This is a genomic window from Corynebacterium sp. KPL1818 (assembly GCF_000478135.1).
In the GTDB taxonomy this organism is placed as follows: Bacteria; Actinomycetota; Actinomycetes; order Mycobacteriales; family Mycobacteriaceae; genus Corynebacterium; species Corynebacterium accolens.
This window is the reverse complement of the sequence record NZ_KI515758.1, coordinates 433,714-447,758: the sequence shown is the minus strand read 5'-3', so window position 1 is coordinate 447,758 and position 14,045 is coordinate 433,714. Positions and strand designations below refer to the sequence as shown.

The following is a 14,045-nucleotide window of genomic DNA, read 5'->3' as shown; positions in this document are numbered from 1 at the left end:
CTGGATCTAACGGTTTGCAGCCAAGAATTGTTCCGCATCCATGGCAGCGCGGCAGCCAGATCCTGCGGCGGTGATGGCCTGCTGATAGTGATCATCTACCAAGTCACCGCAAGCGAAAACGCCAGGCAGGGAGGTCTTAGTGGAGGGCTGATCCACCTCAACGTAGCCGTTATCGTTCAGCTTTACCTGGCCGTTGAGGAAGGACGAGCGCGGATCGTGGCCAATGGCAACGAACATGGCGGTGACATCCAAGGTGGAGGTTTCCCCAGTCTCAACGTCCTTGAGCTCTAGGCCGCCGACCTTGCCGTCATCTTCAAGCACGCGCTCGACAACCTTATTGGTTTCCCACTTAATCTGCTCGTTCTCCTGGGCGCGGTCCAACATGATCTTGGACGCGCGGAAGTTTTCGGAGCGGTTGACAATGGTGACAGACTCCGCGAACTTGGTCAGGAAGGTAGCTTCCTCCATGGCGGAATCGCCGCCGCCGATGACGGCGATATTGTGGCCCTTGAAGAAGAAGCCATCGCACGTAGCGCAGGTGGAAACACCGCGGCCGGATAGCTCTTCCTCGCCGGGAATGCCAAGGTGGCGCGGTGCGGCGCCGGTGGCGAGGATTACCGTGCGGGCTTCAAATACCTCATCGCCCACGTGGAGCTTTTTAATATCGCCCTCCAACTCAACGGAGTCGACGACTTCCATGCGCAGATCCGCGCCAAAGCGGATTGACTGTGCGCGCATTTCTTCCATGAGCTCTGGGCCCATGATGCCCTTTTGGAAGCCCGGGTAGTTCTCTACCTCGGTGGTGTTCATTAATTCGCCACCGTATTCAAATCCCTCAAATACAATGGGGCTGAGTTCAGCACGAGCGGCATAAAGCGCGGCGGTATAACCGGCAGGTCCGGAACCTACGATGGCAACATCGTGGACGGTCATTGCTAACTCCCTAAAATCACAGTGTCATTTTGCGTAACGTCAAGAGTCTACCCGCCAGATTGCGAATCGTTCATATTGCAAAGGCTAGCGGCTGCGAAATTGATGCAAGAATGATGCGATATCGAGATGTAGTTAACCGATGGCTTCGCGCAAGACCTCCCGCGCGCGTGCGCGGCGAGATTTAACGGTGCCGGGCTTTACGCCTTGGGCGGTGGCAACTTCGTTGACGCGGAACCCGGCGACATCGGTAAGCATGAGGGCTTCGCGCTGGTCTTGCCTTAAAAGCTCCATGGCCTCGCGGACGACGAGCTGCTCGGCAAGGTTTTCAGATGGGTTATGCGCCAGCAGTGGATTGCGATCATCGGCAAAATCATCGCTATCGAGCGAGGCGTTTTCCCTATTAGCCCGGTGATTTAAATAGTCGTAGCCGGTGTTTTTCACCAGGCGGTGCAGCCACGTGCTTAAGGCCGATTCCCGCCGGTAGTTATGGAGATTGCAGCTGGCGCGCAGGAAGGCTTCTTGCACGACATCCTGCGCGTCGTACTCATTCCTTGTATAACGCCGCGCCACGGTGGTCAGCCGCTTGCGGTGGCGTTCCACGATGGCGGAAAAGGCTTTATTATCCCCCTCGATAAAAGCATCAACTAATTCTTCGTCGCTGTGGTCAGGACTTAATGGCATCTGTAGATTCCCCCCGGATCAACAAGTGTTAAAGCAATTGTGACCCGAGGAGAACTCCGGCGCGAGCCGGCGGCGGTACAGTCTATTGACCCGCCTACTGCTGGGCGCGCACGCGCAGGGTGCGGCGCAGGTGGTCGCGGCACTCCAGAAGCACGCGGCGCAGCGCACCCGGCAGATCCTTGTGCAGGAGATCCGTGGTGGCGGACTCCGCCATGGAAGATTCCGGGTAGAGGCCGCGGATCAGCCGGTTGGCTATCTCAATCGGGTGGTTATCCCAAATATCTTCAACGCGGCGGAAGAACTCCTCGGCGAATTCTTCTTGCAGCTCCGCCGAGCGCGGGGCATTAAAGCCGGCCAGCAGGGCATCGACCTCCGCATTGGAGTACTCCTCTGGCGTTAGCGCGCTATCGAAGGCGGCCCGCTTGGTCTCCGGCGTGGGGAAGGCGTGGCTAGCGCCCAAGAATTCGGCGGCGCCGGTCAGCGTATTATCGCGCTGCTTTTCTGCCTCCAGCTCATCCAGTTTGACGGCGTCGCGGGCGGCAAGGGCGCGCAGGATGGACCAGCGGATCTGCGGATCGAGGCGCAGGCCCTCCACCGCGCCGGCGAGCAGGTCACGCAGGCGATCGGTGCCGGAGTCCTTAGGCGTTGCGGCCAGTGCGGCAATGGCGGTGCGGGCCAGAATGAGCTGCGCATCCGAGCCCGGATCCGTGTCACCGAGCTGTTCCCACAGCGCATCGGCAAAATCGGCGCGCACCTGCTCGCGGCGATCTTCGGCCACATAGTGTTGGATGGCAAAGTGCGCATTGCCGTAAGCGGTGGTCAGCAGCGTGGCATTGGTCTCTGCGGGCGCGTGCTTGGCGACGACCCCCACGTACTCCTCCGCATTCCACTCCCCGTCCCTGGTGAGGTTCCACAACGAGGTCCAGATGACCGCGCGGCTGAGCCCATCCTGGACCTCGGAGAGGTGATCGCTAATGGTGGCAAGCGAAACGTCGTCGAAGCGGACCTTGGTGTAGGTGTGGTCGGCATCGTTAAGCAGCAGCAATGCCGGGGCCTTCTCCCCCGCCGCCTCATCCACGATGGTGCGGTGGCCGCCGGCGGGAAGGTCGATGTCGAACTCGCGGTACTTGTGCAAGGAGGCATCAAAAAGCGCCACGCTCAGGCGGTGCGGGCGGGTCGTATCCTCGGCCTCGGCGCTCACCGCGAGCTCGGTGATCTTCTCGCCCTCCGTGTGCAGCTCCGGGGTAAGTGTATCCGGACCCCAGGTGCGCAGCCACGCCTTTGACCAAGAATCGAGGTCGCGGTCAGTGTGCTTTTTCAGGGCCGTGAGCAGGTCATCGAAGGTGGCCGCGGAAAACGCATGCTCCTGGAAGTAATCCCGCGCCCCCGCATAAAAGTTATCGCGGCCCACGTAGTGCACGAGCTGCTTGAGCACCGCCGCGCCCTTGGCATAGGTAATGCCATCGAAATTCTGGCGCGCGGCATCCACGTCTGGGATCTCGGCCTTGATGGGGTGCGTGGTGGGAAGCTGATCTTGCAGGTAGGCCCAGTTTTTGCGCTGGCCGGCGAAGTTGACCCAGGCCTCTTCGTAGGCGGTGGCGTGCACGGAGGCATCGGCGCCCATGAACTCGGCAAAGGACTCCTTGAGCCAGAGATCGTCCCACCACTGCGGGGTGACAAGATCGCCGAACCACATGTGGGACATCTCGTGCAAAATGGTATTTGCGCGAGAGGCCTTCTGGCTGCGCGTGGCCTTGGAGCGGAAGATATAGCTTTCCGTAAAGGTCACCAGGCCCGGGTTTTCCATCGCACCGAGGTTATATTCGGGCACGAAGATGGAATCGTACTTGCCCCAAGGGTAAGCAAAGCCGAAGTTCTCGTGGAAATAATCCATGCCCTGCGCGGTAAGCTCCAGGATTTCCTCGTCCAAGTACTCAAACATGGAGGCGCGGGCAAAGGCGCGCAGCTGCGCGGAGTGCTCGCCATCCGGCGAGGTCCAGGTGCGCTCCTGATACTTATAAGGCCCCGCGGCAAAAGAGGTGAGGTACGTCGAGAGCGGCGGGGTGGGCGCGAAGCGAACCGTAGCATTGTCCCCGTGCTCCTCGCGCTCGGTCTCCGGCTGGTTGGAGAGGATCTGCCAGTCCTTCGGAGCGGTCATGGTGACGTGGAACGGCGCCTTGAGGTCGGGTTGCTCAAAGCAGGGGAAGATGCGGCGGGCATCGGAAGGCTCGAGGTGTGAGTACAGATAGGTCGCGTCATCGGCCTGGTCGTGCATGCGGTGCAAACCCTGGCCCGTGCGCGAGTAGCGCGAGGCGCCAGTGACTTCTATGGTTAGCTCCTCCCCTACCGGTAGCCCGTGGAGGCGGATAAGGCTGCCATCAAAATCGATGTCCTGCGCCTGACCGTTAACCGTTACCTGCTCTACCGATTCTCCCAGGTAGTCCAGGAAAAGCTCGGGCTCGATGGTGGTGAGCTCGATGCGGCTCGTCGCGCCGAACGTGGGGCTTTCCTTCACCTGAGATAAGTCTAGGTGCAGGTGGTATGCCCGCAGGTCTACTGCTGCAGCGCGCTCTTGGAGTAGCTCGTGCTGGGTTTTATCGCGTTGTGTCGTCATAGTTAGAAACTATAGTTACCGCAGTCGGAGATTTAACGAGAAATTGTATTTGAAATCGATAAATGGAGTGTTGTGCTGCCGGGCTCAGCTCTCACTTTCCCGAGATTTGATAATCGCGATAGCGGCGACAATAAGGTATACGATCAATGCGCCAGCCGTGGCATAGCCAAACGATGCCATTGCGGAACTTGAAAGGCTCTCTCGGGCTGCAAAGCCCACAGCTGACACAATCCCCGCGGCTACCCCGATGGAACTTATGACAAGTGGAATCGTCGCCTTATAGTGCTGAATCTGCCACGCGGTGACCGCCGTTCCCAAAAGCAGGCCAATAATCGCAAATGCATTGTCTTGCATGTACATAGCCCACAGGGACGAAGAGACCGCCAATATCCCCAGCGTTGCGTAGGTGAGGCCCCGTGAAGTAGTGGCCTTTTTCATGGTGTTCTCCTTGCGTCTCGTCCCGGCAATCAAGATCTGCCCGATCATTCGCGTAGGCGCAGATTCATCCATTAAATCCACGTACCTAAGGGAGGTGTACACCATCATTATTGCATCCTAGGAGCAAAGGAAGGGTGAGTTTGCTCTGGTATGGGCCCGTGCCACCCTAGCGCGGGCGCAAGCTTGAAAGTCTTGGGCAGGGAATATGACTAAAGCCCGCAGCCGAGTGGGTACGCGGCGCGGGCTTTAGCTGTTGGTAACCAGGGGGCTGTGAGAGCCCAAGGTTTTCAAAGAAGTGCGATTACTGCTTGATGGCAGAAACCTCGAGCTCGATCTTGATGTCTTCAGAAACGAGGACGCCGCCGGTCTTGAGCGGAGCGTTGAAGTCGATGCCGAAGTCCTTGCGGTTGATCTTGGTCTGTGCCTCGAAGCCCAGGCGGAAGTTGCCGAATGGGTCCTCAGCGGTAGCGACCTCTTCAACCTTGAGGTCGACAGACTTGGTGGTGCCCTTGATGGTGAGGTCACCGGTGACGATGCCGTTGCCGTCCTCATCAACGTTGACGTTGGTGGTGGTGAAGGAAAGCTCTGGGTACTCCTCCACGTTGAAGAAGTCTTCGTTCTTTACGTGGCCGTCGCGGTCCTCGTTGCCGGTGGAGATGGAAGCAGCCTTGATGGTGGCCTCTGCGGTGGAGTCAGCGATGTTCTCGGCGACGTTGATGCTGCCTTCGAACTCACCGAAGTTGCCGCGCACCTTGGTAACCATGGCGTGCTTGGTAACGAATCCGATGACGGTGTGCTCTTTGTCGATGGTGTAGGTACCAGCTGCGAGGGACATGATTGTTTCTCCTAACGTTGTTGTTGATGTAACATCAACTACGATACCCGATTGGGCGTTTTAGTCAAGCCTTGAAGTAAAAATTCTTTTTCCAATCCGCTGACCTCGGTATTAAGGATGGCCTACAAGCTGGACCTCCCCCAGTGTAACCTCTTTTGACTTAGGCAGTTCCGTGATGACTATGAGCGCGGCATCGAATTGTTGGGGCGTTTCTTTGAGCTCCAGCTCCTCGTTTAAGTGCTTGAACTTTCCTTCCGCCAATTTGGGAAGAGAGCTCAGCTGCGGGTTCTTCGGATCGAAATCGTCCTTATTGACGCCATAGATTTCGTAGTGCGCGCCATTGGACCTGGTGTGGGTCACGGTCATGACAGAAAGGTGGGCCGGGTTATCCAGGGTGACCAAGACACCGGAACCGGATTCCTTCGTGGACCAGGTGGTAATCGTCTTGCCATCGATAAGCTGCTCATTATCCTCGCCGTCTGGCACCGTGATGGCGGATGATTCCTTGAGGTGCACCGGCGGGGTATCCGGGATCATCGTGGAGCCCTGCACGGTTTCGGTAACCGAACTGGTCTTTTCTACATCGCTGAGCAGGGACATCACCCACGTCGTCAGCGCCGCCATGCCTACGACGAAGATGGTGGCGAAAATGCCGATGACCACGACGCCAGAGCCCGAATAACCGCGGCCGCCAAAGCCGGGTTCTTGCTTCGGATCCTCTTCCTGCGTGGGCTCATCTTCAACGACCACGGGGAGGGCCTCCGTCTTTTCTTCCTGCTCTTCTGGGGCGAATTCGCGCAGGCGCTTGGCGATGCCCGCCGAGGTCAGCCCCTCCGCCTCCTGCAACTCTTCCAGCTTCTCTTCGCGGGTCTCTGCATCCGCGGCATCAAAGGCCAGCCGTGCCTCTTCGAGGCGCTCTGCGGCCTCATCGGCGGTGAGGTTGGCGTCATCGGAAATATCGCGCAGCTTCTTCGGCGATGGTTCGGTGGATTCGACCAGCATGCTTAGCGCGGAGCTGAGGGCCTCGCGGTCGCTTTCTGCAGACGTCCCATCCAGCACCGCGGGGAAGGCAACCTTGACGATGCCGGAGGTGGATACGCGGAAGCGGTCGCGGTGCTCCACGCCGAGGATGAGGCCGGCGTCGTGGGCCGTGGCGGCATCGGCAAACAGCGGCGCGGTAGCGCGGGCAACGGAGTTGGGGTCGAGGTTATCTGCCTCTGCCACCTGCTTGAGGGAGGTGCCCTCAAACCAATCCGCCACCACCAGGCAGCCGGTGCGGTAGGACAAAATCTCGATATTATCCGCCATGGTCTCCAGGTTGAGCTCGGCCAAACGCCGCGTATTGCGGGAGATTTCGGCGGAGCGGCGGGCAGAGACTGTGGGCGTCGATGGCGCGATGGGCGCTTGGGTATTGGTATCGACGAACGTTAACGCCACGAGGCGGCCGGTGGCTTGTTCGCGGGCCTGCCAGAACCGGGCGCCGGATACAGCGCCGTGATCCTGCAGGAGGCGGAAGCGACCGTCCGATACGGGGGCGCCGGGGACCAAGCGCGGGCCGCGGACGATACCGGCGGACATCGGTGGCGGCACCAAGGTGGCATTGAAGGAATCCTGCGTATAGACCGGCTGGATTTCCTGCAGGTCTGGTTCCTCGACCTCGATGGCCTTGGAACTGTCCACCGTGATGAACCGGGACATTCCCGGGATGCGCTGGAGGGCGCGCGCCAGGTTCTGCACCTCGGGCAGGGAGGACTTGGACAGAACCAGCCCAGTGATAATCACAAAGACGATGCCCAGCACGACGACCTTGACCAGCGAGACGATCGAAGGCAGCTGCTCCGGCAAGAACAATTGCACGAGCCAGTACAGCGCCCAGGACACAATCAGGCCTACCGCACCGGCACCGGAGGACCAGAGGACCGTCTGGGTCACGGCCTTGCCGCCCAGGCTGCCCAGCTTGCGCTTGAGCAGGAAACCGCCGATGACCGCACCGGAGACAAAGCCAAAGCCGTTGGCGGTACCGAGGAGGATGACCACCCGGTCTGGGTTGCTGGTCATCAGCGGTGCCAGCAAGGTCAGCACGATCTTGGTCAGCGTGATGCCGGCAATGATGAAGGTGGGCGTCCACGCCTCTTCCCTGGCATAGAAAACGCGCAGGTGCAGCAGCACCAACGCATATGGGATCAAGGTAAAGGCGGAAAAACTGATGGTGAGGCCGAGCTGCTCTGCGCTATCTGCGCCGTAGGCGCCGTACTGGAATAGCGCGCGGGCGATGGGCACGCCGAAGCCCGTCATGAAAATGACGATGGGGATAAGCGCGATGAAGGTCAGCTTGGTGCCCAAGGTGAGGTCGCGCACCACGGCATCGACATCGCCATCGGCGGCATTGCGCGAAAGCCGCGGCATGATGGCGGTCAACAAGGTCACGCCGATAACGCCGTACGGCACCTGCAGCATCAGCCACGCGTTCTGATAGACCAGCGGCGCACCGGCATCCGCATACGCTGCCACGCGGGAGGTGACCACATAACCCAGCTGGGAGATGGCCACGTAGGTAATAATGGCCAGCGCCATGCCACCGAATTGCTTGATGCGGGCATCGAGGCCCCACTTCGGGCGCAGGTTGATGCCGGCCTTTTTCAGGTACGGCACAAGGATCAAACACTGCACGATCACCGCCGTGGTGGTGCCCAGGCCCAGCAACATGATGTGTGGATCCGCCACCGGTGTAGGATCGTGCGGGTCGAGGCGGCCTGGCAAAAAGCGATACGCCAGCAGGACGCTGATGGAAATGATGTTATTGACCACCGGCGCCCAGGCACCAGGGCCAAAGATATTCTTGGTATTTAAGACCGCCTGGAAGAGGGCGAAAAGGCCGTAGAACAGGATCTGCGGCAAAAGCAAGAAGGCCAATGATGTTGCCTGCACGGCATTGGCCTTGGAATCTTCAGGCAGCATCATCCTCGTTAAGAATGGCGCGAAGATAACGGAGAGGATGGTAACGATGCCCAGGATGGAAAACGCCAGGGTAAAAAGTCTTCGGACGAAGGTTTCGCCGCGGTCCGAGTCCTCCTTTTCCGCGCGCACCAAGACCGGAACCACCAGTGAGGTCAGCACCGCGCCCAGCACGATTTCGGTGACCAGGTTGGGAATCTGGTTGGCACTACTGAAGGCCGTACCCACCGTGGCACCAAGGGTGGCGCCGATCAGCATCTGCCGCAGGAAGCCGGTGATGCGCGAGAGCAGCGTGGCGATGGCCATCGTTCCCGTCGCCCGGATGACGTCCTGATTGGAGGCCTCGATCTCCGCATTGCGGCCAGTCAGCGCGGACTTATCTTCCTCAGGGGGCACAGTGGTGTTCTGCACTGAGGGCGTGGGCCGCTTTTCTGGTACCGGTGCGGGTGGAGAGGCGCGCACGATGCGGCCGCGCGCGCCGGCGGTAACCGGGACACGGTTTTCTTCCGCATTGGGGGCGGTATCCGTGGGGTCTACCGCGCCTGCAGGTGCCTTCTCCGCGTGGTGGGCCTGGCGGCCATCTTTTTCGGTCATAGAGGATACAACTTCAACTTTTACTTTTCAGCCTTGTGATTTTTGCGTCGGTGACGGCCAAGCCGAAAGAGCGTAGCCAAAACCAGCGCGAGAGCGCCGGCTATGCCGGCAGCGTATAAGGTTACGATACCGGCACGCGTCTGCACCGAGATAGTGATGGGCTGCGAAATGGTCTGATTTTTAGGAGTAGCCAGCCACAGCCCAATGTCCGTGCGATCCGCGTCCTTCGGCATATCAGCGGTCATGGATACAGTAATAGAGCCCTTAGCGGGAATACGGACGCTTTTGGGCGTGTTGAGCCGCGCGCCATCGGGGGCATCGTATTGCAGCTTCGCCTCCACCGGCAATGGCAGGCCATTTTCGGCCACGATGAGCAGCGGCGATGACTCAGACACGCGGGTATAAACATTGCCCGGCGGGATGAGGGAGACGGAATCGCGCAGATCCCGCAGCGTATTAGAGTGCATCTCCATGGTGCGGGAAAAGGACTGGCGCGCTGCGGCGTGGGTGCTCAAGCTATCGCGATTATGAAGCGATAAGGAATTGAGGAGATCGCGGCGCAGTGGCAGCACGAATTCAGAGCGCGTCATGGTGATATCAGGGTCATCCACCACGATATTCATCAGCTCATCGGTATAGCGCGCCTGTTGCTCAACGCGGGCCAATTCGGGTTCCGAAAAGACGGCCGGATCGATAAAGGGGCTGCCGGTGGGAGCGTTCGGATCGCCCTGCTGCAATTCCACGGTGCTGATCCCGCGGGGGCGGGAGTGGCCGGAGTCGAGCAGTTCTTCCGCGGCGTCGAGTGCATGCTCGGCCGCGCTTGGGTCTAAGTAGTTGGGAAGCTTGGCCACGGTATCTTCCCCACCCGCGAGGCTGAGGGCCGCCCCGCCCGTGATGGCGCGAGACAGAGCAGAATCTTTGGCGTAGTCATAGCGCAGCTCCGGGTTGGAATAGCCAACCGTCTGCGGCTTGGAGCCGGTTTGGGATAGCAGGGCGCCAAGGGAGGCATCGAAAGTCGCGGCCTCGCCGGACCAGTTCGAATTATCCGCAACCAGGGATGGCACCGGCAATTTTTGGTCAATATAACCGGAACCTACCGCCAGGATATTGCTGGCCGGTGCCTTGCCCAGGATGCGCTCAATGGTTTGATTGCCGCGCTGCAAACCCTCAAAGAGAAGGGCGGGATTATTGGCCCGTGCCACAGCAGAGGCATTCGCATTGGCCCAGGGCATGGCGATGAAACAATCCAGTTCGCGCAGGCGCTCCAGCCACCGCTCGGCATCATTTTTTGCCTCGCCCGGCTCTCCCTTGTCATCGTCATTGCCCCGCGACCAGGAATCGCGCAGGCGCTTGGGGCGATCGCCTTGCGCGGGGCGGGTGGAATTGACCGTATAGCCTTGCGACATGCGGTTGACGGTATCGAGCAGCGCGGGGTCGATGGCCACGCAGCCCGCTCCCTGCAGGTCATGATCCTCGTAGGTAGAAATCAACCTATCGAGGCGGCCGCCTTTGCGTAGCTCGTGGCCTAAATTATCGGAGGACAAGATGAGCTCTTCTCCCCCAAGCCCGCCGGGGACGATGTCCAGGTTCGCGCTGATGGGATAAACCACCGTGAGATCGTGCGGTTGGGAATCCTCGGCATCGTCGTGTTCTTCTTCTGGTGCCGCTTCTTCTGGTGCCGCGGCCGCAGCGGGATCTGTGGGGCCCTCTTCGGAGAACTGGGCCACGAAGCGCTCTTCTGCCAGGCTCACCGCATCGCCCTCGAGAGTGCCGGTCAGGGTAAAAAGCAGCGGATAGGCGCCCGGTTCATTGATGGCCAAGGTGCGCTCGGCATCCAATCCACTGGGTACGGTAAAGCTTAATTCCCGGGTTTCACCTGGTTGCAGCGGCGCGGTGGTCATGCCCGGGCCGTAATAGGGAAAATCACCGGTGGCCATTTCCGTCCGCGCTTCTGCCGCATTAGCCACGCTATCGCCGCGCCGGCTAGTTATCTGCAGATCTTCTAAGGGCTGATCGGTGGGGTTGTGCACGCGGAAGCGCAGCCGCAGGTCATTGCCTACGGTAAAGGGCTGGGCATCGATAAGGTCCAGATCGGCGCGCTCCGGGCCGCGCGCGCCCAGCCAAGCCTGGATATCCATCTGCTTGTCCGGAGCAGAGTCCATTTGGGCCGCCGCGTTTGGTAGGAACAATCCCCAACCGGCGAGTACCGCGCAGCCGCCAGCCGCGGCGAGTGATTTCAGGCGCTGGTGCATTAGCGTGGGGTCGCTTTCCCTGCGTCGGCTTCCTTTCGTGCAAGATCGGGGAGGAGATCGTGCGCGATGCGCGCGAGCTTGCGTTCGTCCGCGTACGCCAAGTGCTCGATCAGTTCAGAAACGGGGATCCAGGACACCTCGGTCACCTCTGGATCCTCATCGTTCATGATGCCGTCCACAAAACGCAGGAGGTGGTGGTGCACCGTCTTGTGAATGCGCACGCCATCAGAGACGAACCAATAATCGATCACCCCGAGGTCAGCGAAAACCTCGCCGGAAATGCCGGTTTCTTCCCATACCTCGCGCTCCGCGGTGACCTCCTTGGCCTCGCCATTTTCCACATGCCCCTTGGGCATGGACCACAATAAACGCCCGCGGCGGTCTAGGCGCCCGATAAGAGCCACGTAGACGCGGGACAGGTCCGCTTTACCGCTGCCGTCGACGCACTCGGCCAGCCCGGAGATTACGAGCCCGCCCGCCGAGGTTTCATCGCGGGTCTCCATGACGGTGGAGGTGCCGTGATTATTGCCACCGCGTTGCTGCCTGCGCTGCTGGTTAGTGCGGCGCGTGCGGTTATCCGGCCGCCGCCGGCGCCGGCGCCGGTTACGGCTACGGCCGCCTCCTTTGGAGGGGCCTTGCGCGGAGCCTTGTTCTTGGTTAGTCATCCCTGCCAATCGTAGTAGACTCTCACCCGTGAATTTTCAGGACACTCAGTTAATCGGCGTTCTTGCGCGCGCGGAGTCTACCGTGAACTCGCTCAGTGGCTTATTGAGCGGGCTGGTAGACAAATTCAGCGCGCGCGGGCATGCCCTCTACCTCGTGGGCGGCTCGGTGCGCGATGCGCTCCTCGGCCGCTTGGGCAATGATCTGGACTTCACCACCCCAGCGCGCCCGGAGGTGGTCAAGGAAATCCTGGATGAGTGGGCCGAAACGGTATGGGATACCGGCATTGCCTATGGCACCGTGTCCGCCGTGTACAAGGGCCAGCAGATTGAAATCACCACCTTCCGCTCCGATTCCTATGATGGGCAGTCCCGCAACCCCGAGGTCATCTACGGCGATAGCCTGGAGGGCGATCTGGTGCGGCGCGATTTCAAGGTCAACGCCATGGCCATTGAGCTGCTTGCCGATGCCACCTTTGAGTTCCACGATCCCCTCGGCGGCCTCCACGATGTGGCCAATAAGGTGCTCGATACTCCGGATAAACCGGAAATCTCCTTCCACGATGATCCGCTGCGGATGCTGCGCGCCGCGCGCTTTGCATCCCAATTGGAGTTTCACGTGGCAGACCGCGTGGTAGCCGCTATGCGCGATATGGCGGCAGAGATTCAGCGCATCACGGTAGAGCGCGTCCAAGTGGAGTTGGATAAGCTCATGTGCGGCAAAGCGCCGTGGGATGGCATCGACCTGCTGGTCAATACCGGGATTGCGGATTACATCTTCCCGGAGATCCCTGCCCTGCGCATGACCACGGACGAGCACGCCCAGCACAAGGATGTCTATGCGCACTCGCTGAAGGTGCTGCGCCAGGCCATGGATCAAGAAGAAGACGGCCCGGACCTGGTTTTGCGGTGGGCGGCGTTGCTGCATGACATCGGCAAGCCCGATACCTTCGATAACACCGACGGTAAGGTCTCCTTCCACCACCACGAGGTGGTGGGCGCCAAGCTGACGCGCAAGCGCCTGCGGAAGCTGAAATATCCCAAGGCCACGACGGAAGACATTGGCCAGCTGGTCTACCTGCACATGCGGTTCCACGGTTTTGGGGAAAATCAATGGACCGATTCTGCCGTGCGGCGCTACGTCAACGATGCCGGTGACCTCCTCCCCCGCCTGCACAAGCTGGTGCGCGCCGATTGCACTACCCGCAATGCCAAGAAGGCGCGGCGTTTGCAGCGCACCTATGACCAATTGGAGGAGCGAATCGAGGAGATTGGCCGCAAGGAAGACCTCGCGCGGGTGCGCCCGGACCTCGATGGTAATGAGATCATGGAAATCCTCGGCCTCTCCCCTGGCCCCGAAGTGGGACAGGCGTGGTCCTATTTGAAGGAAATGCGCCTGGAGTACGGCCCCCTCGAGCGGGAAGAAGCTATTGCGAAGTTGCGCCAGTGGTGGGAGTCTAAACAGTGATGTTTGCCGATAGATTATTTAATGCCCTCGAGCGCAACGATCCCGCCCCTGGGCAATTACTCGTGTCCGCACCGGGGATGTTGTCCCCGGAATTCGCCCGCTCCGTTATCTTATTGGTCGAGCACAATGACATGATGACCTTTGGCGTGGACCTGACCAAGCGCTCAGAAGTGGCCATTTTTAACGTGCTTCCAGAATGGATGCCCGTCGTTGCTAAACCGCAGGCGCTGTATATCGGTGGTCCGCTCAACCAACAATCCGTCGTGGGCCTGGCGCAGACCAAGCAAGGCGTGGACCCAGATAAAGAAGAACAACTCAACCGCCTCGCACCGCGCCTAGCGCACGTGGATTTGCGCTCCAACCCGGAAGATATCGAGCCGCTGGTTACCGGCATGCGCATGTTCGCCGGCTACGCCGAGTGGGGTCCTGGGCAGCTCGAGGAAGAAATCGAGGCCGGCGAATGGTTCGTAGCACCCGCCCTAGCACAGGATGTCGTGGCCCCAGGCCCGGCCGATCTTTGGGCCGATGTCATGAAACGCCAGCCAATGCCCCTGCCGCTGTATTCCACCTATCCCGTGAATGTGGATGATAATTAATTCCTAGTGGCCGGTAT

Annotated in this window: 10 protein-coding genes; 2 read left to right on the top strand and 8 right to left on the bottom strand. The window is 60.1% G+C overall.

What is annotated here, in order from left to right:
* Window positions 1-6: 6 nt before the first annotated feature.
* The 8 genes from trxB to HMPREF1261_RS01885 form a co-directional block, all read right to left on the bottom strand.
* A complete protein-coding gene (gene trxB / locus HMPREF1261_RS01920; protein ID WP_005275966.1) occupies window positions 7-933 on the bottom strand; it encodes a thioredoxin-disulfide reductase in 927 nt (308 codons plus the stop codon).
* A 132-nt stretch (window positions 934-1,065) separates the two neighbouring features.
* Entirely contained in the window at window positions 1,066-1,614 is a 549-nt protein-coding gene (locus HMPREF1261_RS01915; RefSeq protein ID WP_005275963.1) for an RNA polymerase sigma factor, read from the bottom strand.
* 94 nt (window positions 1,615-1,708) lie between these two features.
* A complete protein-coding gene (gene pepN, locus HMPREF1261_RS01910; protein WP_023029765.1) occupies window positions 1,709-4,228 on the bottom strand; it encodes an aminopeptidase N in 2,520 nt (839 codons plus the stop codon).
* A gap of 84 nt (window positions 4,229-4,312) precedes the next feature.
* Window positions 4,313-4,774 carry a hypothetical protein gene (locus HMPREF1261_RS01905; RefSeq protein ID WP_023029764.1) on the bottom strand — a complete coding sequence of 154 codons (462 nt, stop codon included), beginning with the start codon at window positions 4,772-4,774 and terminating at the stop codon, window positions 4,313-4,315.
* A gap of 193 nt (window positions 4,775-4,967) precedes the next feature.
* Entirely contained in the window at window positions 4,968-5,501 is a 534-nt protein-coding gene (locus HMPREF1261_RS01900; RefSeq protein WP_023029763.1) for a YceI family protein, read from the bottom strand.
* 111 nt (window positions 5,502-5,612) lie between these two features.
* Window positions 5,613-9,050, bottom strand: coding sequence for a murein biosynthesis integral membrane protein MurJ (murJ, locus tag HMPREF1261_RS01895; RefSeq protein WP_023029762.1), 3,438 nt, complete (start codon window positions 9,048-9,050; stop codon window positions 5,613-5,615).
* Window positions 9,051-9,070: 20 nt separating this feature from the next.
* A complete protein-coding gene (locus HMPREF1261_RS01890) occupies window positions 9,071-11,302 on the bottom strand; it encodes a DUF6049 family protein (RefSeq protein WP_023029761.1) in 2,232 nt (743 codons plus the stop codon).
* Window positions 11,302-11,967, bottom strand: a complete 666-nt coding sequence (locus HMPREF1261_RS01885; RefSeq protein WP_023029760.1) for an NUDIX hydrolase — start codon at window positions 11,965-11,967, stop codon at window positions 11,302-11,304. Before HMPREF1261_RS01885 ends, HMPREF1261_RS01890 begins: the two co-directional genes overlap by 1 nt.
* 28 nt (window positions 11,968-11,995) lie before the next feature.
* Here HMPREF1261_RS01885 and HMPREF1261_RS01880 point away from each other — a divergent pair, with 28 nt between their 5' ends.
* Together HMPREF1261_RS01880 and HMPREF1261_RS01875 are read left to right on the top strand one after the other, a co-directional pair.
* Complete coding sequence (locus HMPREF1261_RS01880) at window positions 11,996-13,432, top strand: CCA tRNA nucleotidyltransferase (protein ID WP_023029759.1); 1,437 nt, start codon at window positions 11,996-11,998, stop codon at window positions 13,430-13,432.
* Window positions 13,432-14,028 (top strand): YqgE/AlgH family protein, encoded by a 597-nt coding sequence (locus tag HMPREF1261_RS01875; RefSeq protein WP_005275922.1) that lies wholly within the window; start codon window positions 13,432-13,434, stop codon window positions 14,026-14,028. The genes HMPREF1261_RS01880 and HMPREF1261_RS01875 overlap by 1 nt, the downstream gene beginning before the upstream one ends.
* Window positions 14,029-14,045 lie beyond the last annotated feature (17 nt).

Coding starts and splice junctions, on each gene's coding strand:
- HMPREF1261_RS01905 (WP_023029764.1), bottom strand. CDS start 4,774: ATGATGGTGTACACCTCCCTTAGGTACGTGGATTTAATGGATGAATCT.
- murJ (WP_023029762.1), bottom strand. CDS start 9,050: ATGACCGAAAAAGATGGCCGCCAGGCCCACCACGCGGAGAAGGCACCT.
- HMPREF1261_RS01915 (WP_005275963.1), bottom strand. CDS start 1,614: ATGCCATTAAGTCCTGACCACAGCGACGAAGAATTAGTTGATGCTTTT.
- HMPREF1261_RS01885 (WP_023029760.1), bottom strand. CDS start 11,967: ATGACTAACCAAGAACAAGGCTCCGCGCAAGGCCCCTCCAAAGGAGGC.
- pepN (WP_023029765.1), bottom strand. CDS start 4,228: ATGACGACACAACGCGATAAAACCCAGCACGAGCTACTCCAAGAGCGC.
- HMPREF1261_RS01900 (WP_023029763.1), bottom strand. CDS start 5,501: ATGTCCCTCGCAGCTGGTACCTACACCATCGACAAAGAGCACACCGTC.
- trxB (WP_005275966.1), bottom strand. CDS start 933: ATGACCGTCCACGATGTTGCCATCGTAGGTTCCGGACCTGCCGGTTAT.
- HMPREF1261_RS01875 (WP_005275922.1), top strand. CDS start 13,432: ATGTTTGCCGATAGATTATTTAATGCCCTCGAGCGCAACGATCCCGCC.
- HMPREF1261_RS01890 (WP_023029761.1), bottom strand. CDS start 11,302: ATGCACCAGCGCCTGAAATCACTCGCCGCGGCTGGCGGCTGCGCGGTA.